The organism is Variovorax sp. UC122_21 (assembly GCF_044056785.1).
Taxonomy (GTDB): Bacteria; Pseudomonadota; Gammaproteobacteria; order Burkholderiales; family Burkholderiaceae_C; genus Variovorax.
The window spans coordinates 695576-719062 of the sequence record NZ_CP172004.1; the positions used below are offsets into that span (position 1 = coordinate 695576).

Annotated in this window: 23 protein-coding genes, 1 tRNA gene and 1 pseudogene; 11 read left to right on the forward strand and 14 right to left on the reverse strand. The window is 67.3% G+C overall.

The annotated features are described in order from the left end of the window. Positions 1–124 precede the first annotated feature (124 nt). The 3 genes from ACHMXE_RS15525 to ACHMXE_RS15535 are packed head-to-tail and all read left to right on the forward strand — an operon-like array spanning position 125 to position 1363. Positions 125–556 (forward strand): hypothetical protein, encoded by a 432-nt coding sequence (locus ACHMXE_RS15525; protein ID WP_395350092.1) that lies wholly within the window; start codon positions 125–127, stop codon positions 554–556. Next, positions 549–935, forward strand: coding sequence for a hypothetical protein (locus ACHMXE_RS15530; protein ID WP_395350094.1), 387 nt, complete (start codon positions 549–551; stop codon positions 933–935). Before ACHMXE_RS15525 ends, ACHMXE_RS15530 begins: the two co-directional genes overlap by 8 nt. Next, positions 932–1363: a hypothetical protein gene (locus tag ACHMXE_RS15535; protein WP_395350095.1), complete on the forward strand. Its 432-nt coding sequence runs from the start codon at positions 932–934 to the stop codon at positions 1361–1363. Before ACHMXE_RS15530 ends, ACHMXE_RS15535 begins: the two co-directional genes overlap by 4 nt. 335 nt (positions 1364–1698) lie before the next feature. On the opposite strand, the gene ACHMXE_RS15540 is transcribed toward ACHMXE_RS15535, so the two are convergent. Both ACHMXE_RS15540 and ACHMXE_RS15545 read right to left on the reverse strand, forming a co-directional pair. After that, a protein-coding gene (locus tag ACHMXE_RS15540; protein WP_395350096.1) for an IS3 family transposase occupies positions 1699–2846 on the reverse strand; the annotation gives its coding sequence in 2 pieces (ribosomal slippage) (positions 1699–2585 and positions 2585–2846; 1149 coding nt in all). Positions 2847–3051: 205 nt separating this feature from the next. Next, entirely contained in the window at positions 3052–3909 is an 858-nt protein-coding gene (locus tag ACHMXE_RS15545; RefSeq protein ID WP_395350097.1) for a hypothetical protein, read from the reverse strand. Between the two features lie 396 nt (positions 3910–4305). On the opposite strand from ACHMXE_RS15545, the gene ACHMXE_RS15550 reads away from it, so the two are divergent. Genes ACHMXE_RS15550 through ACHMXE_RS15560 form a run of 3 tightly spaced genes read left to right on the forward strand, consistent with a single transcriptional unit; the run spans position 4306 to position 5459 of the window. After that, positions 4306–4584 carry a hypothetical protein gene (locus ACHMXE_RS15550; protein WP_395350098.1) on the forward strand — a complete coding sequence of 93 codons (279 nt, stop codon included), beginning with the start codon at positions 4306–4308 and terminating at the stop codon, positions 4582–4584. A 7-nt stretch (positions 4585–4591) separates the two neighbouring features. Beyond that, on the forward strand, positions 4592–4921 hold the full coding sequence (locus ACHMXE_RS15555) for a hypothetical protein (protein ID WP_395350099.1): 330 nt from the start codon (positions 4592–4594) through the stop codon (positions 4919–4921). Continuing rightward, positions 4911–5459, forward strand: coding sequence for a hypothetical protein (locus ACHMXE_RS15560; protein WP_395350100.1), 549 nt, complete (start codon positions 4911–4913; stop codon positions 5457–5459). Before ACHMXE_RS15555 ends, ACHMXE_RS15560 begins: the two co-directional genes overlap by 11 nt. Here ACHMXE_RS15560 and ACHMXE_RS15565 read toward each other — a convergent pair. Continuing rightward, positions 5456–6013 (reverse strand): hypothetical protein, encoded by a 558-nt coding sequence (locus ACHMXE_RS15565; RefSeq protein WP_395350102.1) that lies wholly within the window; start codon positions 6011–6013, stop codon positions 5456–5458. The genes ACHMXE_RS15560 and ACHMXE_RS15565 overlap by 4 nt on opposite strands. Before the next feature lie 413 nt (positions 6014–6426). On the opposite strand from ACHMXE_RS15565, the gene ACHMXE_RS15570 reads away from it, so the two are divergent. Beyond that, a complete protein-coding gene (locus tag ACHMXE_RS15570; protein ID WP_395350103.1) occupies positions 6427–7215 on the forward strand; it encodes a hypothetical protein in 789 nt (262 codons plus the stop codon). 835 nt (positions 7216–8050) lie between these two features. Here the strand turns inward: ACHMXE_RS15570 and ACHMXE_RS15575 are convergent. After that, positions 8051–8127, reverse strand: a tRNA-Met gene (locus ACHMXE_RS15575). A 35-nt stretch (positions 8128–8162) separates the two neighbouring features. After that, positions 8163–9389: a VWA domain-containing protein gene (locus ACHMXE_RS15580; RefSeq protein ID WP_395350104.1), complete on the reverse strand. Its 1227-nt coding sequence runs from the start codon at positions 9387–9389 to the stop codon at positions 8163–8165. Between the two features lie 469 nt (positions 9390–9858). Between ACHMXE_RS15580 and ACHMXE_RS15585 the strand changes: the two genes are divergently transcribed. After that, a complete protein-coding gene (locus ACHMXE_RS15585) occupies positions 9859–10551 on the forward strand; it encodes a sigma-70 family RNA polymerase sigma factor (RefSeq protein ID WP_395350105.1) in 693 nt (230 codons plus the stop codon). Continuing rightward, positions 10548–11933 (forward strand): hypothetical protein, encoded by a 1386-nt coding sequence (locus tag ACHMXE_RS15590; protein WP_395350106.1) that lies wholly within the window; start codon positions 10548–10550, stop codon positions 11931–11933. The genes ACHMXE_RS15585 and ACHMXE_RS15590 overlap by 4 nt, the downstream gene beginning before the upstream one ends. 52 nt (positions 11934–11985) lie before the next feature. Here the strand turns inward: ACHMXE_RS15590 and ACHMXE_RS15595 are convergent, their stop codons facing one another. Further along, a complete protein-coding gene (locus ACHMXE_RS15595) occupies positions 11986–12765 on the reverse strand; it encodes an enoyl-CoA hydratase (RefSeq protein ID WP_203202937.1) in 780 nt (259 codons plus the stop codon). 158 nt (positions 12766–12923) lie between these two features. Between ACHMXE_RS15595 and ACHMXE_RS15600 the strand changes: the two genes are divergently transcribed. Beyond that, positions 12924–13535, forward strand: a complete 612-nt coding sequence (locus ACHMXE_RS15600; RefSeq protein WP_395350108.1) for a DUF2325 domain-containing protein — start codon at positions 12924–12926, stop codon at positions 13533–13535. A 55-nt stretch (positions 13536–13590) separates the two neighbouring features. Here ACHMXE_RS15600 and ACHMXE_RS15605 read toward each other — a convergent pair whose 3' ends face one another. Genes ACHMXE_RS15605 through ACHMXE_RS15615 form a run of 3 tightly spaced genes read right to left on the reverse strand, consistent with a single transcriptional unit; the run spans position 13591 to position 17388 of the window. Next, positions 13591–15465, reverse strand: a complete 1875-nt coding sequence (locus tag ACHMXE_RS15605; RefSeq protein ID WP_395350109.1) for a M61 family metallopeptidase — start codon at positions 15463–15465, stop codon at positions 13591–13593. Next, a complete protein-coding gene (locus tag ACHMXE_RS15610; RefSeq protein ID WP_395350111.1) occupies positions 15465–16199 on the reverse strand; it encodes a DsbC family protein in 735 nt (244 codons plus the stop codon). Before ACHMXE_RS15610 ends, ACHMXE_RS15605 begins: the two co-directional genes overlap by 1 nt. 43 nt (positions 16200–16242) lie before the next feature. Beyond that, complete coding sequence (locus ACHMXE_RS15615; RefSeq protein WP_395350112.1) at positions 16243–17388, reverse strand: FAD-dependent monooxygenase; 1146 nt, start codon at positions 17386–17388, stop codon at positions 16243–16245. A 105-nt stretch (positions 17389–17493) separates the two neighbouring features. Between ACHMXE_RS15615 and ACHMXE_RS15620 the strand changes: the two genes are divergently transcribed. Continuing rightward, positions 17494–18381: an MOSC domain-containing protein gene (locus tag ACHMXE_RS15620; RefSeq protein ID WP_395350114.1), complete on the forward strand. Its 888-nt coding sequence runs from the start codon at positions 17494–17496 to the stop codon at positions 18379–18381. A 4-nt stretch (positions 18382–18385) separates the two neighbouring features. On the opposite strand, the gene rbsD is transcribed toward ACHMXE_RS15620, so the two are convergent. From rbsD to ACHMXE_RS15645, 5 genes and pseudogenes are all read right to left on the reverse strand, one after another. After that, positions 18386–18784, reverse strand: a complete 399-nt coding sequence (gene rbsD / locus ACHMXE_RS15625) for a D-ribose pyranase (protein ID WP_093347953.1) — start codon at positions 18782–18784, stop codon at positions 18386–18388. After that, positions 18781–19740 carry a ribokinase gene (gene rbsK / locus ACHMXE_RS15630; RefSeq protein ID WP_395350115.1) on the reverse strand — a complete coding sequence of 320 codons (960 nt, stop codon included), beginning with the start codon at positions 19738–19740 and terminating at the stop codon, positions 18781–18783. Before rbsK ends, rbsD begins: the two co-directional genes overlap by 4 nt. Next, positions 19737–20822, reverse strand: a complete 1086-nt coding sequence (locus tag ACHMXE_RS15635) for a LacI family DNA-binding transcriptional regulator (protein ID WP_208511298.1) — start codon at positions 20820–20822, stop codon at positions 19737–19739. Before ACHMXE_RS15635 ends, rbsK begins: the two co-directional genes overlap by 4 nt. Positions 20823–20870: 48 nt before the next feature. Beyond that, entirely contained in the window at positions 20871–21863 is a 993-nt protein-coding gene (locus ACHMXE_RS15640; RefSeq protein ID WP_093347945.1) for an ABC transporter permease, read from the reverse strand. A 20-nt stretch (positions 21864–21883) separates the two neighbouring features. Then, positions 21884–23453: pseudogene (locus ACHMXE_RS15645) on the reverse strand (sugar ABC transporter ATP-binding protein). Positions 23454–23487: the final 34 nt, after the last annotated feature.

A 23487-nucleotide genomic window follows, 5' to 3' on the forward strand; every position in this document is an offset into this window, starting at 1 on the left:
CCGCGCCTCAGGGCGCAACCAGGCCTTTGCTTGGTTGAACTGAGGCATTCAGGCGGCCGGAATGGTGGTGGAACACCGATCCGGCCTAACCACAAACCTGCTGAACCATGAAAGTGAGCAGACTATGGCTACGAAGATTATCGGGCAACGGGCCGCCGTGCCCATCCTCCCAAAGAGTGAGGACCTTTCGGTCCACAAGGATCGAGTCGCGATCGATTACCTTGGACACCCTTGCCAGATCGCTGAGGCATTCGAGGAGTTCTCCGACTTCCTTGAGCAACCTCGAGGCAAGGCAAAAAGTGATCCGAGAGCGTTGGCCCGCGATATTGCCAGGCACCTTCTAGACGCCCACTCTCGCACTATGGAGGTGGCCGACGTCTTCGAAGCACTGCTTAGCCTCTTGTCCAAGAGCGAAGATGTAGATGCGGCCCGCGCGATCGCACGGATAGCGAAAGAGCGCGCGGAGAGCAGTGTCATGCGTTTCTATGAACTGGCAGGCGAAACGCTTGTTGCACTCGAGTTCGGGGGCCTGGCGCGTGAGGTGAACCATGGCTGATCAGGTTCTCCATCATCAGGACAAGGCCGCCGCTGGAGCGTCTTCCCGTCCCGTGCTGTTCATGCAACAAGCGCGCGCAGTGGCCCAGGCCGCGGCCGAAAGTTCGGAGGCTGACATAGACCTGCCGCTCAACACACTTTGGGGCATTCATAGCCTGGTCGATAAGGGCGCCGACGCGGTGGTGGTCGCCTTTAGGGACGCCAGCCTGGACCATGCCTTAAACGACGCAAGCGACGAGTTGGCGGGATTGCTTGGAGTCCTTCAAGCCCTCGGATTAGCGGCCGGCGCCTCGCTGCTTGGTGCCCTTCACACGATCGTTGCCATGGCGAAGACCGATATCGACGCCCTGGTTTCTCGTGCAGCAGGAGGTGATGCATGAGCACAACTGAAAACAAGGAGTTTCAGGGCGCGGAGATCTTGGTGTTCCCTGGTGTGAGAAGCGCACCGGTTCACAACGATCGGCACTATGGCCGCTATCCCAGAGGCGTCGCTTCCTTGCGCAAATTGAGAGTCGAAAAGAGGGAGGCCGAGCGCCAAGAAGCCGCTGAGAGGGAAATGAAGTTGGACGGCGTAAAACGGGCGGCTGTTCGCGCCCTGAACGGCCTGCTGAGCCGTGCTTTAGAAGGAAAGCTCGACGGGTTCATCTACCTGTACGACGATCACGAGAAGGGCGAGCAAAAGGTCGGGGCGATCGGGAGGTTTTCGGACAACATTTCACTTGCGCTGAACGCCTGCGAGCGCGGTGCGGACGCCATACGCGACCACATCGCTCGAAAAGCTCAAGCAGGACAAGAGGTGCAGGACTAACCCGATGAAGCTGGGGCCCCAGCGATCGATGCTCCCGCTGCATGAAGCGGGCGCCCCGCCAAAGGATGCCGGCCTCACGCCGGCATCGGCGCTTTCGTGAGGGCACTAGGCTCCTGCTTGTATCACCCTCGTTCAATCGTCTGGGCCGTCAACCCCAGCCAAGATGCGAGGACGCGCGCTGTCGCTACTCGGGTCGGATCTGCCCGAAGATGCTCAAAAACCGTCGAAGGTGCTCACAAAAAATTATGAGCACCTTCGGGAGCAGATGAGCACCTTCGGGGTTCTGGAGTCCGAAAACTGGGGTCTGGGCTGCTGCCGGTTTCGTTGACACCGACCTAAGCTTTTTGAGCTTGTTCGAACTGTACGGGACTGACGTAGCCGAGCGTCGAATGCCGGCGCATCGGGTTGTAGAACCGCTCGATGTAGTCGAACACATCGGCCCGAGCTTGCTCCCGACTGCGGTACACGCGCCTGGCCGTGCGCTCGGTCTTCATTGAGCTGAAGAAGCTCTCCATCGCCGAGTTGTCCCAGACCTCGCCGGCTCTGCTCATGCTGCAGGTGATGCCTTGCTCGCGCAGCAGTTGCTGGAAGTGCGCACTGGTGTATTGACTGCCCTGGTCCGAGTGATGAAGCAGTGCTACTGGCTTGCCCCGGCGCCATACGGCCATCATCAGCGCGTCCACCACGAGCTGCGAGGTCATGCCCTCTTGCATCGACCAGCCCACGATGCGACGCGAGTAAAGGTCCAGCACCGCTGCCACGTACAGCCAGCCTTCGGCCGTCCAGATGTAGGTGAAGTCGGCCACCCACTTCTGGTTCGGTGCATCGGCCTGGAACTGGCGGTCCAGCACGTTGTCGGCAATCGCACAGCGCTCGCCCCGGTCCTTGGGTAAGCCCCGGCGCCTGGGACGTGCACGAAGAGCCTGCTCGCGCATGAGCCGCTCGATGCGGTGCAGGCCACAAGGCTGGCCCTGCTCCAGTACATCGCGCCACACGCGCCTGGCGCCATAGGTGCGGTCGCTGTGCACGAAGCTCTGGTGCACCTGAGCGCCCAGCTTCTCGTCATCGAGGCTGCGCCGGCTCCTGGGGCGCGCCAGCCAAGCGTAGAAGCCGCCTCGCGAGACACCGAGCGCCTCGCACATCAGATTGACCGGCCATGCCCCTCGGTGTTTCGCCACGAAGCCGAACTTCACATCGACTCCTTCGCGAAGTAGGCCGCGGCTTTTTTCAAGATGTCGCGCTCCATCTTGAGCTTGGCCACTTCCTTGCGCAGCCTGGCTATCTCCGCGTCCTGGGCCGTCTGCTTGCCATTGCCCGGAAAGGCCTCCTGCGGTGCCTCACGCAGCTCGCGAACCCATTTGCGCAGCACGTTCTCGTGTACGTCCAGGTCCTTGGCCGCCTGGGCCACGGTCACCCCACGCTCAGTGACCAGCTTGACCGCCTCGAGCTTGAACTCGCGGCTGAATGTCCTTCTTCTCTCCATGAACCACCTCCGGTTTCATTTCACACCTTAACAAGGTGTCTTTGAAACCGGCAGCAGCCCAGTCGCAGGGGTGCATATGACCGATTCAAACGCCCTTTTAGGGACTGACAAAACTCTCATTGGCCCACCTTTCGGAGCCACCTTGGCCGCTGGCTTCCGAAAGAACAGGAGTGATTGAAGCGGGCGTAACGGATACGTAATCGCATCAAGCTAGGCGCTCAAAAAATCTGACTTTGCCCGAAGACCCATCGGAAATGACATACCCCTCGTCTCGAGTTTCAATGAGTCGCAGAGCGGTAACCCAGTCGGTCGTTCGTCCAAACCAAACGGCATAGTTGATTCGGATAAGCAGCTCCAACCGTTGAAGTTCCAGGGCGGTGCCGTCCGCGGCCATTACGGCATCTAGTGAGTGCCCAGAAGACATGGCACCGAACGCCGGGATTACGATTCGGCTATCCGTTTGAACCGGAGTATTGGTACTCTTCTTTCGAAGGCTCTTGTTCTCTCGGTCGGTTAGCTGGCGTAGCGGGACCGCCCCCGACCTCGCTATCTCGTGATGTAACGCAGGCCAGTTCCGGTCGACGGTTCTCACCAGTTCCTCGCGCACGAAAAGCGCTGACGCTTTGTGAGGAACAATATCGATGAGATAGGCGTTCGTCGCATCAACACGAAAGAAGAGAAGATAGTCAGCCCGGGCAACAAAACCGTCAGCGCCTTTTGAAGCCGCAGGACTTAGATGGAGATGGTGGATCCCCCAGTGCACCAGCAAACCGTCTTGCGCGGTTAGGTCGTTTGCGGCCTTTGAAAGATAGGGTGCGATCGATTGTCCGCTTCGCAGTTGTTCTATCACCTCGTCCAGTACTGACTTGAGCTCGCGCGCTTTTGGGTTGGCTTGAATCTCTCGCGAAAGGTGGACCTTGTACCTGCGCCGAGGGACCAGCCGCTTCAAAAGATCAAGCAAAACGACGTACCGGGTGAAGTCGTTATCGTCCGGTTCCTCGACATAGTGGTAGGTCGCCAGTTTCGCCCTAACCAGTTCATCGTGGTCGCGCGCAAAGTTCATGTAGCACCGCATAGGCCTTCCTGTGCTTTCCTCCCGGCTGCGAAAAGTTTGTCGGGCGATTTGATGCAAGTCGCCATCTTGGGTTCAGTATCTCAACTTTAGATGATCAGGTCCGCTGCTCGGCTTGGCTTTGAAACGAACTGGTGGCTTCGGAATCGCCCCTAGCAGTTTTTTGCTGTTCTCAGCCATTCGCGTCTCTCAACACCCCAGCCATCGCCTCCAGGCGCGCTTCCATGTCAGGGCCCAACGCTGCCCAACGGGGTGAATCCACGAGGTCATAACTCAGATCTCCTCCCCCAAATGGGGGAGTAGCCTCGAGACATGGTGCAAACCCTCGTAGTCAAAGGTACGCGTGGCAGCAGACTAGGCGCGCCCCTGTCGGGCGAGGAGAACACCATGAAGAAAATGATCGTCTTTGCCTGTGCCTTAATGGCGACCGCTGCTTTTGCTGAGAGCCACTTGCGCAGCGGATACGTCACGAAGAACGGAACCTACGTCGCGCCGAGCTACGCGACTAACCCAAACAACACCCGAGTGGACAACTACAGCTCGCAGGGCAACGTTAACCCGTACTCAGGGCGCGTGGGAACTGTCGATCCCTACCGACAGCCTACCTATCAACCATCGCAGCCTCGCTGCGGGGCAAACCAGTACGGCCAGTACGTCTGTCACTGAACCAGAGGTGCAGCGGCAGAACTTCATGTTGAAAATCAAAGGTCTTGAAAACCTCGCGCGCCTTCGAAGAGGCGTAGAGCAGCTTGGGAGCACCACGTCCATCCCCTTCACCGAGCTGCTCTCTGCGGAGTTTCTAGCCGAGAACACGCGATTTACCAGCCTTGAGCAACTGTTTGCTTCAGGGGGCTTTAAGGTCGAGACGCGGGAGGATCTGGAATCGATACCCGACGAGCAAATGGATGCTCATGTCAGGGCGAACTCCAGTTTTGAAGATTGGAAATCGATGATGAGCGCAGCGCTTGCACGCTGGGCAAAACGCAAGCTCGATGAAGCCTAAGGCACTGAGCCTTCAAGATTTACAGGGGTTGGAGCCGCGGCTTGGGCGCGCCGATGCGCCGCTGGAGTCGCCCGAGCAATATGCGCGACGGGTACAAGCTGCGCTTCCAAACTTTCCCGCTTCGGTGATCACACAGTGGTTCTTCGACCATTCAGATGTCATCGAAGAGTACGCATGGCTCCAATATGAGTCTCTACGCTTCGAATGTGTCGAGCTGAGCGAGAGCGATCTCCGCCGGCCATGCCTGGCAAGGCACGAGACGGTAGCGCAGTACAGAAATCACTTTCTTCGAGGCAATACCAGTCAACGGATGAGCCGCATTGCTCAGTACATGCGAGAGTTTGGAACTTGGCCGATTCCACCCATCGTGCTCGACAACCCGGACGGCGCGATTGTTGCAAGTTGGGGGCTCAAATATTCGACTCCTTATGAACTGCTCGAAGGTCATCATCGGTTGGCCGTCTTGTACGCTCTGCACTTGGAAGCGGCGGGACCGCATCAGGTTTGGCTGGTTAGGCGCGGAGGGGTTCGCTGCTAGTTGAGGTGTCCTTCGTCGTCTAATCTCTTCGCGGCAGGAGCAAAGGCGTCAAGGAAAGTCTGCACCGCTTCGGCGATGTCGAGTAGGGACTGTGTGTTGATGTCTAGAAACCGCATCTGTCCCTTGTATTCCAGGCTGTACCTGTCGGGCTCCCGAAAGCCGCTCAGGGCAAATTTGGTGTCGATGGCATGTTGCTCGGGGAAGGCTTCGATTTCACCTTTGTGTGCGGTGGCGTGCCGTAACGCCTCAATATGTGGGAAGTCGTCGTCGAGGCGTTTTCGGGCGGCCTTTAACTTCGCGGTTTCGAGTGACATGTGTATCGAGGGACACCCCTTTAGCAGAACGCTGTGAACTCGTTCAAGCCTTGCCCGTAAGTGATACAGCTCGAGGATGCACTCATGACACGCAACGAAACGCCACCGTTGCGCCACCGTGGAAGGAATCGTTGACGGCGGGCGTTTTGCGGTCTCGTAAAGTAAGAGCGCTGCTTCCCACGCTAGAACACTGTAGGGCAGGCCCAGCAGATGTGCATGCAAATCCTTGATCGCACTCACTTCCGTGCTCGGCGTCCTCTTAGAGGGCCATAAAAGCGGTGCTTGAAGAGTGATGCGAGAGGTGGGCTGAGCCATGCGTCGCGGCCGTTCGTTCGAAAAGTTGGTGGGCGCAAACTTCGATGAGTTGTATTTTCGCAATGTTACATATTTTTTTCTTCTGGGCCCTATGAGTGCGTTGCGGGGGTTGATGGGGGGCAAGGGTGCGAGTACAACGTTTCAGGGCGCCTTGACAGCTCCCGCAGTCCTGTTGAGCCATTTTTTTGGCTAGAGGCGTCTCCGCGCTGGAGGAACGCACTGTCGTTCAACACCGCTGCTTCGAGGCTTGACGCAGGTTGACAACATCCGTGAGCCTGAAAAAATTGCTTTCTGCGCGGCGCGATAGCGCCAGTTCCACGCGCACATCTGCCTAAAAAATGAACGCGAAGCCTCAAACCATAGCCTCCGATATCACATCAATGATTCGCGAGATCGCCGAAAAGGCTGGCTCCCATGCGCAGGCGAAGATTCTGGCTTCTAGTGTGCTTGACGAATGCGCTAAGTTGCAGAAGGTCGACGTAGTGGAGGCAAGCTTGCTCAAAGCGAACATCTATGCTTTGACTGGGGAGATTGCAGAGGTGGAGCGTTGGATCCGGAATGCGGAACAGAACTACGCAGCTCCGGAACGGGTCGCAGCCGCAAGAGAGCTTGTCTACTTTTTGACAGGCCAGATATCAAAGGCGGCTCCCTACTTTGCCGGGGTCCTAAGGACTCATGCTGGTGACCCCGTGGCAGTGTTCAACAAGTGTATGGCGACTGCGTGGTTCGAAAAAGCGGTTTCCGTCATTGAGATGTTCCCGGCTGTACCTTGGCATGGCGAACTCGTAGATCTGGCTCGACGTGCTTGGGGGGCCGCTCAAGCTCTGAAGCTGGATGAGGGATTTGCGAGCGCGGTCATGGACCAGGTGCACGGAATCATGGTGAATCGAGGATTGATTTGGCTCGATGTCACGCCAACAATCACCGTGCTCGACGAATTGCACGGCGGTCCCCTCATCCATATTTCGTATCGAGTTGCCGAAACGCCTCGAGTTGCAGCAGAGTTAAGTTGGGAGTTGGCCGAAAGGCTGGCCGCGCGAGATTTAGAAAACCGTGGTCTGCTGGTGTCATATCACGGAGTGAAGCTTGGTACTGTTACTGTCGATGCACCTTTGGCAGTTTGCTGATGCCCGTCGCTTGTGCTGATTTTTTGGCGTTCGCCGATTCGGTCGACAGCCAAGGTAACGAAATATCGTTGCGGGCTTCCGTCAGTCGCGCCTACTATGGCACATACCATGCGTGCAAAGATTGGCATGCGAAGTTGCCTGCCCCGGGATATGACACTGGTGTCAATGGCGGGCTTCATCAGACGCTGATTAATCAGTTAACGCACCCTGAGTCAAGCTGCAGCGCGGCTTTGTCACTGCGTTCTCGGAGCATTGGATACGTGCTCCAAGAGCTGAAGCTCGCTCGCACCATTTCTGATTACCACCTCGATCAGACGGTCACGAAGGAGGTAATGGAGAACGTTCGCGAAAGGGCGAAAGTTCTAGTAGAGCAGACGCAACTTCCGCTGCCAACTGGACCTAATCCTCAGGCTCCACGGAGCTTGAAGAGAATTACTTGAGTGAGAGTTGCGACCGCGAGTCGTTTTCTTTGGTGAAACGTTTGCTGTCAGCTTCGACAGTGACAGCCTTCGGGTGTTGAGGGGGCGGGACATCATGAAGCTGACGCTCTTTCCGAGAGCAGTCCGGGGGCCTGGACAAGGCTTCGGGTTTGCCGTCTCGTCTGTTCGCGCTTTGAGGCCTAGCGCGTCATGGGCGTGGCGTGGCGTGAGTTGAGTTCAAGGGGCGCCGGTTCATGGTTCCACGCGTGCTCTAACCTCGGTAATGCGCGTGGACGCGAAAGCGATGCCCGCGATAAGGACTTACATCGCCCCTTACATACTGCGTCCGGGACGCAATAAAAAGCCCCGCGCTACATTTTTTGTAGCAACGGGGCTAGTAGCCGCAAGGCTTTATATGGTGGCTCTTCACGGACTCGAACCGCGGACCTGTGGATTATGATTCCATCGCTCTAACCGACTGAGCTAAAGAGCCGAGCCCGCGATTATAGCCCAGGCTTTTGGCGGAGTTCAACCACCGCGCGAAGCTTGCGCGCCGGGCAGCTTGCCGAGTTCCTCGGACACCAGCCGCACCACCAGCTTGTCGAGCGTCTGCACCGAGTAGTTGCCCACGTCGTGCACGGTCTGCGTGCCCGGGCCGCTCGCGGGATCGGCGGCGTTCCGGTAGGTCAGGAACACGAAGCGCCCGCCGGTGTATTGCGCGATCTGGCGCTGGACGTACTCGCCCTGCTTGTCGAGGCCCGAGGCGCCCACGCTCAGCACCTTGATGCCCTTGCCGAGCGCCGCAACCATGCTGTCGTCGTACTGCGGACCGGGGTAGTCCAGGTGCGGCGGCGCGTCGGCCAGCAGCATCACGAGCCGGGTGGTGTCGTCGCCGCGCCAGCTCAGGCGCTGCACCGTCTCGTGCAGGGCCTCGTTCATCGCCTCGGGATAGTCGCCGCCGCCCGCGGCCTGCAGCGCGTCGAGCGCGCCCTGGAAGGCATCGAGGTCGTTGGTGAAGTCGTGCCGGCGCACCACGAACTCGTCGTGAAGATCGCGGTAGGCGACGAGGCCGAAGCAGGTGTCGGGCCGGCTCGGCAGGCGCGCGACCTGGTCGGCGATGTCGCGCAGGGTGCTGCGCAGGCGGGCGATCTCGTCGCCCATCGAGCCGGTGGCGTCGATCAGGAACACCAGGTCGAGCTGCGCGCGCGCGGGGCGGGCGCCGGGACGCTCGAGCACCACGTCGACCGCGTTCTTCTGGCCGCGGCGCAGGAACGAGGTCGCCTGGCGGCCGTTCTTGCGCACGGTCACTTCGTAGACCGGGCTCGATGCGGCATCGAAGGCCTTGGGATGCAGCCAGGCACGCCCGCCCGCATCGGTGCGGGCCCACATCGCGGCGCCGTTCGCGGCCTGCACGGCGACCTCGGCATCGGGCACGACGCTGCCCTGCGCATCGCGCACCTGCAGCAGGTAGCGCTCGCTGACGTCGCGCTCGCGGTGCGCGACCTGGGTGCGGTTGCGGAAGGCCAGGTACTCGCCGAAGTCGGCGTTGTCGTCGACCATGCCGGCGGTGACGGGCTCGCTCGCGGGGCGTTGGGCGACGACGGCTGCGCGGGCGTCGCGCGGCGCGGCGGCCGGGGCCGATTCCACGACGGCCGGGCGCGCCATCTTCGCGCTGGCGCGGGTTTCGGCCATGGGGGCGGCGCCGGGTGCCGGGGTCATCGGCGCCGCCATCGACGCGAGGGGTGGCGCGGCCATGGCGGGCGCGCCGACGGCACCCAGGGCGGACCGGTGCCGCGCGCTCCCGCCGCTGCCCGGGGTCTCGCTGGTCCGGATCGGCGCGCGCGCAGTGCTTCGCCGATGGCGCCTCGAAGTTCGGCGTCGCCGGCTCGATCCTGCGCGCGGGCGTGATGGCCTCGATGGCCTGCACCGCCGGCGCGGGCCAGCGCTTGTCAGCGGTGGCGACGGCGGCATCGTCGCGGCCCGCCGGCCGCGGCTCGGTGGCGCCGCAGGCGCTCAGGACCAGGGAGGCGCACAGCAGCGCGACGAGGGGGCGGCGAGGGCGAAAGGCCGGTGACGGGATCATGGAACGGCTCCGTGAAGTGAATCGGTGCAGGCTGTTACGGCGCGCCGCCGCCAGCGGGGTTAAGCCGATGCGTCTTTTTTTTGCGCCGCGCCAACCCCGACCGGCGCCGCCGTGCGTACCAGCTGAGGTGAGAATCCACCGATGTCCGCGCTGCCCCGCGCCCGTTCCTCCACCGCCACCGCCAGCCCGGCCGCGCCCGAAGCGACCGGCCGCGACGCCATGCCCGACGATCAGCTGATGCTGGCCTACGCGCGCGGCGACGCCGCCGCCTTCGACGTGCTCTATGCGCGCCACGAGGGCGGGCTGTTCCGCTTCGTGCGGCGGTTGCTGGGTGCGCGGCTGGCGTCGCAGGCCGACGAGGTGTTCCAGGACACCTGGGTGCGGATCATCACGGCGCGCGAGAGCTTCTCGCCGCAGGGCGCGGCCTGGCGCACCTGGGCCTTCACGATCGCGCACAACCTCGTGATGGACCGGCTGCGCGTGAGCGGGCGCGAAGTGGCCCTCGACGGCCACGCGGGCGAGGACGACGAGGCCATTCCCGCGCTCGAGCGCGGCGTGCACGGTGCCTCGGACGACGTCGCCACCCATCCCTCGGCCGAGGAGCTCGCGTTCTGGCGCGCCGCGGGCCGGCGCCTGCTGGCCTGCCTCGACGAACTGCCCACCGAGCAGCGCGCGGCCTTCCTGCTGCACCACGAGGACGGCCTGACGGTCGAGGCGCTGGCGGCCAGCCTGCAGATCGGTTTCGAGACGGTGCGTAGCCGCCTGCGCTACGGGCTGCAGAAGCTGCGCGGCTGCATGGAACGCTACCTCGCGGTGCTGGAGGGCGCGCGATGAGCGCCGGGTTCGACGACGACGACCTGCGCGACGCGCGCCTGCGCCGCGCGCTCGCGCACGCGCCCGACAACGAGGCGCTGCCCGAGGCGCGCACGCGCGAGGCGATCCTCAAGATGGCGCACAACCTCGCGGCCCCCACGCCGCCGGCCGCCGCCAATGCGCCGGCCGCGCAGCCGTGGTGGCGGCGCCTGTTCGGCGGTGGCGAAGCGCGCGCCCGCATGCCGTGGAACGCGGCCTTCGCGACCCTGCTGGTGGTCGGCTTCGTCACCGTGCTGTGGCGGCAGGAGCCGGTGCCCGATGCGCGGCTCGATGGCGAGGCGCGCGTGGGGGGCGCGGTGGCCGAAGCGCCGCCGGCAGCGCGCGAGGCGCCCGTGGTGGTGCCTGAGGCACGGCCCGAAGCTGTCGCGCCCGTTGCGCCCGCTGCGCCTTCTGGTGCGGCGGCCGAGGCGGCCGGCAATGCCGACGCGGTGCGTCGACCGTCCGCGCCCGCCGCGGCTGCGCAACGCGCGCCGGCACCGCAGGCCGAGCGGCGGCAGGCCCCGGCCGAGCCGGTTGCCAAGTCGCGCGAGTCGGCCTCGCTGGAGCGGGCCGCGCCGGTGCCCGCGACACCGCCACCGGCCGCGGCCACTGCGCCGCCACCGCCCGAAGTCGCCGCAGCACCCGTGGCGCCAGCGCCTCCGCCTCCAGCAGCCGTCGCCCCGCCGCCCGCAGCCGTGGCACCACCACCGCCTTCGGCCCCCGCGCCCGTGATCGCCGCTGCACCACCCGCACCCGGCGCAGCGCCGCCCGTCGCCGATGCCGCACCCGGCGCCGCGCCGCTGGCGGCCGAACAGTCGTACAAGAAGAGCGAAAGCGAACGGGACTCGGTCCGCGGTGCCGCCTCCGCCCTGCAGTCCGTCCCGCCGGCCCTCGCGCATGCACCGCAGCCATCGGCCGCCGCGCCGTCCGCGCAGCTCTCGCAGGCCGAGTCCGCCGCGCTCCCGGCGCCATCGCGTGCCCGGCTGGCCGGCGCGCCAGCGCCCGCCGCCGAGCGCGCGCCGTCCTTCGCCGCGCTCGATCGCTGGACCGCCTGGTCGGACTCGGGTGACGCAGCACCGCGCCACGGTCGCGCCGACATCGAAGCCTTCCCCGCATTGCTGAGCGCGGTGGCGCGCTCGGCCACCCAGCCCGATGCCGCGCTGGCCGCGCCGGTCGAAGCGCGCATCGCGCTCTACCGCGGCCGCACCCTGGTCGCGCTGCTCGAGATCGCGGGCGAGCAGGTGCGCTGGTCACCGCAGCCCGGTGCTTCGGCCTTCATCGGCACGCCGCCCGCGCAGGCGCTGGCCTCGCTGCGCGCCGCGCTCGAGCGCGCACGCACAACGCCTTCGACGCCGCAGCGCTGAAGGCATCGGGCCCCAGGGCGAAAAAAAAGCGGGCCTCCCGGCCCGCCCGCCCTCAGGCGTTCTTGAAGTCCGGCTGGCGCTTGGTCAGGAAGGCGTCCATGCCTTCCTTCTGGTCCTGCGTCGCGAACAGCGCATGGAACAGCCGGCGCTCGAACATCACGCCGTCGCTCAGGCCGCTCTCGAAGGCGCGGTTGACCGACTCCTTGGCCGCGATCACCGAGATCTGCGAGAAGCCGCAGATCACCAGCGCGGCGCCCAGTGCCTCGTCGGCGAGCTTCTCGAACGGCACCACGCGGCTCACGAGGCCTGCGCGCTCGGCTTCGGCGGCGTCCATCATGCGGGCGGTCAGCACCATGTCCATGGCCTTGCTCTTGCCCACCGCGCGCGGCAGGCGCTGCGTGCCGCCGGCGCCGGGGATCACGCCGATCTTGATCTCGGGCTGGCCGAACTTGGCGTTGTCGGCCGCGATGATGAAGTCGCACATCATCGCGAGCTCGCAACCGCCGCCGAGCGCGAAACCGGCCACCGCGCCGATCACCGGCTTGCGGATCGAGCGGATGGTCTCCCAGTTGCGCGTGATGTAGTCGCCCCGGTAGGTGTCGATGAAGCTGTACTTGGCCATCGCCGCGATGTCGGCGCCGGCCGCGAAGGCGCGCTCGCTGCCGGTCAGGATGATGCAGCCGATGGCGTCGTCGGCGTCGAAGGCCTTCAGGGCCTGGCCCAGCTCGGTCATCAACGCGTCGTTGAGCGCGTTGAGCGCCTTCGGTCGGTTGAGGGTGATGATGCCGACCTTGCCAGCTTCGGTCCGCACTTCGATGTTCTCGTAGCTCATGGTGTCTCCGGGGAAGGGAAGAAAAAACGCGCTTCACTATACCCACCGTGCCGTGCGCCACCGCGACACGGGGCTGCTGGCCGGTGCCTTCGCCCTTCCCGCTGCATGGCTTTGTTGAGAATTGTTCTCAACTAGAATCCGCGGCCATGGAGTTCCCGATGCAAGAACATGCCGTGCTGCTGCGGGCCTATGCCCGCGTGCAGGAGCGCTGCTCGCAGCTGCTGGCCGAGCAGGCCGCGCTGGTGGAGCGGCTGGAGGCGCAGATCGTGCGCCTGCGTGGCGCGCTGGTGGCGCGCGATTCGGCGATGGCGATGGTGCGCGAGGAACTGGCCGCGCGCGCGGCCGTCGGCGCGGCCCTTCCCAAGCGGCTGCATGCGCTGCTCGCGCCGGGCACCGCGCGCCGCCTGGCCGTGCCGGCGCAGGCACCGGTGCCTGCCGGCCTGCGCGAGAAGGCCGTGCTCTGCGTGGGCGGCGACGAGCGCACGCCCTCGCTCGCGCGCCAGCTGGTCGAGATCGCCGGCGGCCGTTTCCTGCATCTCGAAGGCGCGGACGGCGCCGACGATCCCGCGTTCGAGGCCAGCCTGCGCGCGGCCGACCTCGTTATCTGCCAGACCGGCTGCCTGAGCCACGACGCCTGCTGGCGCGTGCAGGACCATTGCCGCCGCACCGGCAAGCCCTGCGTGATGGTGGGCGAGCCGCAGCCGATTCATTTCGTGCGGCGCGAGACGGCCGAGGAGGCCGCGGCCGAACGGGCCTTGCCCGCGGGCTGAAGTGCCAAAAGAAAACGGGCCGACGACGGCCCGTTTTGCATGGTGCGTGTCCGGCCTAAGCCTTCGTCGCCGCGATCGCCACCGGCGCCAGCCACTTCGAGACCCGGCCCGTGTCCTGCGCGAGCAGGCGCCAGGTCGTGACGCCCGTGGGCAGCACCAGCGGCAGCTTCACCAGCTTGCGGTCGCGCGCGACCAGCGCGGTGCAGCGCTTGCCCGCGCCGAGATAGAGCGCGAGGTCGTCGAGCCGGCCGATGCGCCAGCCCTGCGCGCTCTTGCGCCCGGCGGCCGGCAGCTCGATGCCGATCCATTCGTCGCCGGCCGCGAAGCCGGCCTTCTCGGCCGCGCCGCCGCGCAGCACCACCTTGACCTGCACGCTGCCGCCGCTCTCCGCCACGCGCAGGCCCAGCGTCTGCGCGGGCTGCGAGGGATCGTCGAGCGCGGCCACGCCGTGCAGGCGCAGCAGCTCCGACAGCGGCAGCTCGGCGGTCGAATCCACCCAGGCCGCGAGCTCGGCCGCGTACGAGCGGCCGCCGGCGGCCTCGAGCGCGGCCGCGATATCGGCTTCGCTCACCGGACCGCCGCCGCTCGCGCTCCACAGGTGGCGCATCGCGTCGTCGAGCGAGCCGCGGCCTTCGGCGCGCAGCTTGAGGTCGAGGCACAGCGCGACCAGCGCGCCCTTGGTGTAGTAGCTGACGGTGCCGTTGGGCGTCTGCTCGTCCTGCCGGTAGTACTTGACCCAGGCGTCGAAGCTCGCGTCGGCCACCGACTGCACCTGCCGGCCCGGCGTCTGCTGCACCTGGTTGATGGTCTTGTTGACCAGCCGCAGATAGGCCGCATCGTCGATCAGCCCCGCGCGGCGCAGCAGCAGGTCGTCGTAGTAGCTGGTGAAGCCCTCGAAGAACCACAGCAGCCGCGTGTAGTTCTCGCGGCCGTAGTCGTAGCGCGCGAACTCGGCCGGCCGCAGCCGCTTCACGTTCCAGGTGTGGAAGTACTCGTGGCTGATCAGGCCCAGCAGCGTGACGTAGCCGTCTGCGGACTTCTTCATGCCGAGCTGCGGCAGGTCGCGCCGGTTGCAGATCAGCGCCGTCGAATGGCGGTGCTCGAGGCCGCCGTAGCCGTCGTCGACCGCGTTGAGCATGAACACATAGCGGTCGATCGGCGGCTTCGGGCCGCCGCGCTTGCCGACCTTGTCGCCGTGCCAGAAGCGCATCTCGGCTTCGCAGATGGCCTTGGTGTCGGCCAGCAGCCGATCGCCGTCGAACGAGGCCGCGGCGCCCGCGACCACGAAGCGGTGCGGCACGCCGCCGGCTTCGAACTCGCCGCTCCAGAACGCGCCGAGCTCGACCGGGCTGTCGGCCAGCTCGTCGTAGTCGGCCGCGAGGTAGCGGCCGAAGCCATGGCGGTCGGTCTTCAGCGGCGGCAGCGCGGTGGCGCAGGACCAGGGCGCGGCGCCCTCTGGCAGCGCCGAGGCGGCGGGCGCGACGATCTCGAGCGCATGCGGCGCATCGGTCTGGCCCTCGACCCGCAGGCACAGGCTGGTGCCGTTGAAGAAGCCGCGCTCGGCGTCGAGCCAGGCGGTGCGCACCGAGTTGTCGTAGGCGCAGACCTTGTAGCGCAGCACCAGCGGCTGGCCGGCCGTGCATTCGACGCGCCAGCTGCACTTGTCGAGCTGCGTCAGCACCGGTGCCTTGCGCCGGCCCTGCGAGGCCTGCAGCCCCTGCAGGTTCTTGGCGAACTCGCGCACGAGGTAGCTGCCCGGGATCCACACCGGCAGCGTCAGCAGCTGCTCGGCCGCGGGGCGGTCGATGGTGAGCGTGACCTCGAACAGGCGCGCATGCAGGTCGGCGCATTCCACGCGGTAGTGCACGCCGGGCGCGGCCACGGCCGCGGGCGTCGCGGCCGCGCGCCGCGAGGGGGACTTCGTCGCCATCAGCTGGCGGAGGCGGCGAGTTGCTTCTCGACCTGCTCGGCGGGCACGGCGCCCGGGGTGCGGGTGCCGTTGCTGTAGATCAGGGTGGGCGTGCCGGTGATGTTGTAGCGGCGGCCGAACTCGACGTTGCGCTGCAGCGCGGTCACGTCGCAGCTGCCGGGCGCGGTGGCCGGGCGCGTGCCCGCTTCCATCCAGTCGCTCCAGGCCTTGCCCTTGTCCTTGCTGCACCAGATGTCGCGCGACTTGACGGTCGAATCGGGTCCCAGCACCGGGTAGAGGAACAGGTAGACGGTGACGTTGTCGACCGACTTCATGTCCTTCTCGAAGCGCTTGCAGTAGCCGCAGTTCGGGTCCTCGAAGACCGCGAGCTTGCGCTTGCCGTTGCCGCGCACGATCTTGATCGCGTCCTTCACGGGCAGCTTGTCGAAGGCCACCTCCGACAGCTTCGCCACGCGTTCCTCGGTGAGGTTGCGGCGTGCGTTCACGTCGATCATGTTGCCCTCGAGCAGGTAGTTGCCCTGCTCGTCGGTGTAGTAGATCTGCGCGCCGTTGACGCGCACCTCGTAGAGGCCGGGCATCGGCGACTTGGTGACCTCGTCGATGGTCGGGAACTGCGGGATGCGTTCCTTGAGGTTCTTGCGGATCTCGGCTTCGCCGGCATGGGCGCCGAAAACCGCGATGAGCGCGAGCGACGCGAAGGCGGCGGGAAGCAGGTGGCGTGCGAGTGTCTTCATGGGTTCGAGGAGGTCGTTGTTCGGTTCGTCCGGAGTCGGGTCTTCAGGCCTTCAGGCCCATGGCCTGCCGCGTGACCCAGTGCTTGACCAGGCGCGTGCGGTCGAAACCGCGCATGCCCCAGTTGCGCAGCGCGGGCAGCGGGCCCAGGCCGTGCGAGAAGAGTTGCTGCAGCCCGTCGGTGGCCAGGCTCATCTGCAGCACCTCGGTGCGGCGCGCGCGTTCGTAGCGGCGCAGCAGGCGCGGATCGCCCACGCTGCGCCAGTAGTCGCGTTCCTTGATGACGGTGGCCAGCGCGGCCGCGTCGGCCAGGCCGAGGTTCAGGCCCTGGCCCGCGAGCGGATGCACGGTGTGGGCTGCATCGCCGGCCAATGCCCAGGTGCGCGGCGGCTGGCCGGCGGTCTGCTCGGTGGCGGGCAGGGTGCCGGTCCAGCGGTCGGCGATGGCGCGCGCGAGCGGCCAGGCGGCGCGCTCGCTTGCCAGCCGCAGCGCGCCGAAGGCCTGGTGGCTGGCCTCGGTCGCGGCGGCATTGAATTCCTCGGCCGATTGCGCGAGCAGCGCCGGCGCGCGCAGTTGGTCGACCGACCACACCAGCGCCAGCCGGCGGCCGTGCACGCCGTCGAGCGGCAGCAGCGCGAACACCTCGCCCTTGTCGTTGAACCACTGGCGCGCCGTGCCGTCGTGCGACTGCTCGGCCTCGAGCCGCGCCGCGATCGCATGCTGCGGATAGCGCGTGACCGCGTAGCTCACGCCGAGCGCCTCGCGCGTGGCGCTGGCCTTGCCTTCGCAGACCACGGTGAGCGGCGCGGCGACCGGTTCGCTCACCACCTCGATCTGGGGCTGGAAGCGCACCGCGTCGGCCAGCTGCTTCTCGAGCGCCGGCACGTCGACGATCCAGGCCAGCGCCTCGACCTTCTGGCGCGCGGCGCTGAACTGCACGCGGCCGCCCTCGTCGCCGTCGACCACCATCTCGCGCACCGGCGTGGCGCTGATGCCTTCGGGCCAGGCGCGCAGCGAGACCAGCAGTTCGCGCGAGGCGGCATTGAGCGCATAGGCGCGGACGTCTTCCCGCTCGACGGCGGCGGGCGGCGCCACCAGCGCCACGCGCACGCGTTCGCGCGCGAGCAGCAGGGCCAGCGTGCGGCCGACGATGCCGGCGCCGCGGATACAGACTTCGGGGGGGAGGGCCATCGCGGCATTGTAGGAGGAGGCTCCCGCGGCCGGCCCCGTGGGGAAACCGGCCATTGGGGGTATGCCGGGAGCGAGGACAATCGAGCCCCCATCCGAGGAGCTCCCGTGACAGATTTCGATCTCCAGGCCACCATCGCGCGCCTGTTCGTGTACCCCGTCAAGTCCTGCGCCGGCGTCGAGCTGCCCGAAGCGCTGCTGACCGAGACCGGCCTCGAATTCGACCGCGCCTGGATGGTGGTCGACGCACAGGGCGAGTTCGTCACGCAGCGGCAACTGCCGCGCATGGCGCTGATCAAGCCGCAGATGAAGCACACCGAGGTGGTGCTGCGCGCGCCCGGCATGCTGGCGCTGCACCTGGCCTTCGACCGGGTCGAGCAGCCGATGCGGGTGCGGGTCTGGAAGGACGAGGTCGATGCCTACGACATGGGCGACATCGCGGCCCAGTGGTTCAGCGATTTCCTCTCCGAGCCCGGCAAGCCGCAGCAGCTGCGCCTGGTGCGCTTCGACCCCGAGGTCAAGCGGCTGTCGAGCCTCAAGTGGACCGGCGGCATCGAGGCCCAGACCCAGTTCGCCGACGGCTTCGCGCTGCTGGTGGCCAGCGAAGGCTCGCTGGCCGAGCTCAACGAGCGGCTGGCGCGCGACGGCCATGGCCCGGTGGGCATCGAGCGCTTCCGGCCCAACATCGTGCTGGCCGGCATCGAGTCGCACGACGAGGACCGCGTCGAGATGCTGCACGTGGCCAGCGGCGCCGAGGGTTCGGCGGACGGCGCGCAGCTGCAGCCGGTCAAGCCCTGCACCCGCTGCCCCATTCCCGACATCGACCCGGCCACCGCGCTCAGCAGCCCCGAGGTCAACGACACCTTGCGCACCTACCGCGCCGATCCGCGCGTGGACGGCGGCATCACCTTCGGCATGAACTGCATCGTGATCCAGGGCGTGGAGCAGATGCTCAAGGTCGGGCAGCCCGTGGGAGCGAACTACAAGTTCGAATGAATGGCTAGAACGTCACGCCCGCGCACAGGATGATGTTCGCGTAGGGCGTGCATTCGCCCGTGCGCACCACCGCCCTGGCGCGCGCGCTCAGACGTTTCAGTTCCTCGTGCGACACCGTCTCGGGCACGACCGCGAGCTGCCCCGCGCACCATTCGGGCAGTTCGCCCGTGGCGCGGCCCTCGACCGCCTCGCGCGCGAGCAGCGCGCGCTCGACCTGCAGTTCGCTGAGCACCGCCTTCAGCACCTCGGCCACGCGCGGCACGCCGGGCGTGAGCGCGAGGTCGATGCGGCGCGGGCCATCGGGAATCGGCAGGCCGGCATCGCCGATCACGAGCATGTCGCCATGGCCCATGGTGGCGATGACCTGGGACAGTTCGGAGTGCAGCAGGGCGGTACGTTTCACAGCGGAATCCAGTCGGGGGGCAGGGGGCTGCGCAGCACGGCCTCGCGCTGCGGGATGGAAGGCTGGGCGCCGGGCTGCTGGATGCACAGCGCGGCGGCGCGGATGCCCAGGCGCACGGCCTCGTCGAAGGACTGGCCTTCGCCGAGCGCGGTGGCGAGCGCGCCGAGGAAGGTGTCGCCGGCGGCCGTGGTGTCGACCGCCTGCACGACCAGCGCCGGATGGTGGCGCGCGCCGTCGGCATCGACCGCCACCGCGCCGCGCGCGCCGAGCGTGACCACCACGCGCGCGATGCCGCGCGCGCGCATCGCCTGCCCGGCGGCCGCGGCCTCCTGCGGGCTGTCGGCGCCCAGGCCGCTGAGCGTGCGCGCCTCGATCTCGTTGACCACCAGCGTGTCGATCTTCGGCCACAGGGGCTCGGCGATGGCCTGCACCGGCGAGGGATTGAGCAGCACCTTGCAGCCGGCCTCGTGCGCCACCGCGATCGCGCGCTCGACCTGCGCCATCGGGGTCTCGAACTGGGTCACGAGGAAGGCCGCGCCCTCGAGCCGGGTGCGCAGGTCCGTCGCGTCGAGGTCGACGCCGGCATTGGCGCCCGCGATCATCACGATGCGGTTCTGGCCGCTGTCCTCGACCATGATCAGCGCGGTGCCTGTCGGTTCGGCCGCATCGGTGCGCAGCGCCTCGGTGTCGATGCCGTCGCGCTCGAGCGCCTGGCGCAGCGCGCGGCCGTGGTCGTCGTCGCCCACGCAGCCGATCATCCGCACCTGCGCGCCCTCGCGCGCGCAGCTCACGGCCTGGTTGGCGCCCTTGCCGCCGGGGATGGTGGCGAAGGAGCGGCCCAGCAGGGTCTCGCCCGCGGCGGGCGCATGCGGCACGCGCAGCACCAGGTCCATGTTGAGGCTGCCGAGCACCACGATGCGCGGTGCCGCGGGGCGGGAGGAAGACGTCGGGCTCACGGGGTGCGGGACTTTCGGGTGTCGGCGGAAGAAGGGGCGGAGACGGGTGCGGCCGCGGGCGCTCCGGAATAGCGCGCGGTCGAGGCGCGCACGTGCAGCTCGGGCTGCAGCACCACCTTGCGCGCATCGCGGCGGCGGCCGCCCACGCGCTCGAGCAGCATGTCGACCGCCAGCGCGCCGATGCGCTCCTTGGGCTGGGCCACGGTGGTGAGCGCGGGGCTGGTGTAGGCCGAGAGTTCGATGTCGTCGAAGCCGACGATCGAGAGCTCGTCGGGCACCCGCACGCCGCTCTCGTGCGCGGCGCGCAGCGCGCCGATCGCCATCAGGTCGTTGCAGACGAAGACGGCCGAGGGAATGTCGTTGGTGCCGGCGCGCAGGATGGCGTGCATCGCCTCGTAGCCGCCCTGGCTGGTGAAGCCGCCGCGCCACAGCAGCGCGTCGGCGTCGGCCGCGCCCGTGCTGTTGCCGCTCTCGGCCAGCGCCATGCGCCAGCCCGCGATGCGCTGCTCGCTCGGCGACACGCCCTGCGGCCCGCCGATGCAGGCGATGCGGCGATGGCCCAGCGACAGCAGGTGGCGCACCGCGAGCAGGCCGCCCTGCATGTGGGCGGTCTCGACCAGGTCGCAGTGTGGGTCGGCGATCTCGCGGTCGAGCAGCACGGTCGGCACCTTGAGGCCGTTGAGCTGCCTGGCCAGGGAGTCGTCGTCGCCGGTCGACACCACGATCAGCCCGTCGATGCGGCGCTCGGCCAGCACCTGCAGGTACACGCTCTGGCGGTGCGGCTCGTCGTCGGTGTTGCACAGGATCAGCGTGTAGCCGGCGCCGAAGCAGCGGTCCTCGATGATGCGCACGATCTCGGCGAAGTAGGGGTTCGAGCTGTTCGGGATCAGCATCCCGAGCGTCGAGGTGGTGTTGCTCTTGAGGCTGCGCGCCATCGCGTTGGGCACGTAGCCGAGTTCGCGGATCGCGAGCTCGACGCGCTCGCGGCCCTTGGCGCTGACGTGGCGCGTGTCGTTGACCACGTGCGAGACGGTGGTGACCGACACGCCCGCGCGCAGTGCGACGTCCTTGATGGTGGCCATGGCCTGGGTGTTCCTGTTGCGGGGTGCTGCTTCGTGGGGGAGGGGGCGTCAGGCCAGCCGGCGATCGGCGCGGCGCTGGCGCAGGGTGTCGATGATCACCGCAACCACGATCACCGCGCCGGTGATGATGCGCTTGCTCGGCTCGCTGGCGCCGACCTGCGCCAGGCCGGCCTCGAGCACCGCGATGATCAGCACGCCGAAGAAGGTGTTGACCACCGAGCCGCGCCCGCCCATCAGGCTGGTGCCGCCGATCACCACCGCGGCGATCACCTGCAGCTCGATGCCCACGCCCGAGTTCGGGTCGGCCGCCTCGAGGCGCGCCGACTGCATCAGCCCCGCCAGGCCGGCCAAGAGGCCCGTGACCGCGAACACCACGATGCGGATCGGCCGCGGGTCGATGCCCGCGAGGCGCATTGCTTCCTCGTTGGTGCCGATGCCCACCACGTAGCGGCCGAACACCGTGCGCGACAGCACCAGCTGGCCCACGATCACCAGCACCACCGCGAGCACGAAAGCCGCCGAGATGCCGCCGATCCACGGCGCCGCCAGGCCCGAGATCGCATCGCCCACGTACTGGGTGCGCGAGTCGGTCACGAGATAGGCGCCGCCGCGCACGGCCTCGAGCATGCCGAGCGAGACGATGAAGCTCGGCAGCCGCCAGGCCACCGACACCGCGCCGGTGATCGCGCCGCAGATCAGGCCCGTGGCCAGGCCCAGCAGCGCGGCCAGCGGCACCGGCAGGTGCCATTGCAGGATGGCAGCGGCGGCCACCGCCGCGCTGAGTGCCAGCACCGAGCCCACCGAGAGGTCGATGCCCGCGATGATCAGCACGAAGGTCATGCCCACGGCCATCACGGCCAGCGCGGGGATCTCGTTGGCGATGGTGACGAAGGTCTCGACCGTGAGGAAGTATTCGCTGAGGCTGCCGAACAGCGCGATCATGCCGAGCAGCACCACGGCCAGGCCGATGTAGGTGCCGAGCTGGCCCTTGAGGGAACCGGCGCCGGAGGCGGGGGGAGCGGAAGCGGTGGTGGTCGTCATGGGGCGAAGGAGAGTGAGGCTCAGGCGGCGGCCGCGAGAGCGTGAGCGGTGGGGGCTGCGGAGGTGGCGCGGCCGGTGTCTCCGAAGGCCGCGGCCAGGATCGACTGCTGGTCCCAGGCGCCGCGCTCGAACACCGCCACCAGGCGGCCGGCGTGCATCACGCCGATGCGGTCGCACATGGCCATGAGTTCGCGCAGGTCGCTCGACACCATCAGCAGTGCCTTGCCGGCCTCGGCCATGCGGTCGAGCTCGGCATAGAGGTCGGCGCGCGCGCCCACGTCGACGCCGCGCGTCGGCTCGTCGAGCAGCAGCACCTTGCATTCGCGGTGCAGCCAGCGCGCGAACACCACCTTCTGCTGGTTGCCGCCGCTGAGCGTGGCCACGCTCTGCTCCTCGCTGCGCGAGCGGATGCGCAGCGTCTGCACCAGCCGGCGCGCGATGCCGCGCTCGGCGGCCGCGCGCAGCCAGCCCAGGCGCGAGACCGCGCCGAGGTCGCTGAGCGTGGCGTTGACGCGGATCGACTGCGTCATCAAGAGGCCCTGCGACTTGCGGTCCTCGGTGACCAGGCCGATGCCGGCGCGGATCGCCTGCATCGGCGAGCGCCAGCGGCCCGCGGCCGGTTGCTGCGCGCCGGGCCAATGGAGTTCGATGGTGCCGCGCTCGGCCTTGTCGGCGCCGAACAGCAGCCGCACGAGCTCGGGTGCGGCCCGAGCCCACGAGCCCGGCGATGCCCATCACCTCGCCCGCGCGCAATTGCAGGTCGACGTCGCGCACCGCGCTGCCGCGGCCGATGCCGCGCGCGCTCAGCATCGGCGCGCCGGCCACGCGGCGCGGGCGGCCGTCGTGCTCGTGCACCGCGCGGCCGACCATGCGCTCGACCAGCTCGGATTCGCGCACGCCGGCCATCGGCCGCACGTCGACCAGCCGGCCGTCGCGCAGCACCGCCACGCGGTCGGCGATGCGCTGCAGTTCCTCGAGCCGGTGCGAGACGTAGACGATGCCCACGCCGCGCGCCTTGAGCAGCGCGATCTGCTCGAACAGGTGCTCGGTCTCGCGCGGCGTCAGCATCGCGGTCGGTTCGTCGAGGATCAGCACGCGGGTGTCGTCGAGCAGGTTGCGCGCGATCTCCACCATCTGCTGCTGGCCGATGCCCAGGCGCGAGACCGGCACGGCCGGGTCGATGTGCGAGAGGCCGATCTTGGCCAACTGCAGCCGCGCGGCCGCATGCAGCTCGGCGCGCTGCAGCCAGCCCATGCGCTGCGGCAGCCGGTCGAGCAGCAGGTTCTCCGCCACCGTGAGCGTGGGCACCAGCCCGAGCTCCTGCATCACCATGCGCACGCCGTGCGCCTCGGCGTCGCGGCGCGAGCCCGGCTGGAACGGCGCGCCGCCCAGCAGCATCGTGCCGCGCGTCGGCGTGACGAGGCCGCAGACGATCTTGGAGAGGGTGCTCTTGCCGGCACCGTTCTCTCCGGTCAGCGCGAGCACCTCGCCGGCCTCCAAGGTGAGGCTCACGCCGTCGAGCACCGGCGCGGCGTAGTCCTTGCCGATGTCGTGGAGCGCGAAGAGCGGCGTGGCGGGGGTTGCGGACATGGGTGCCGGCAAGGGTGGTCTCTCGAGGTGTGTG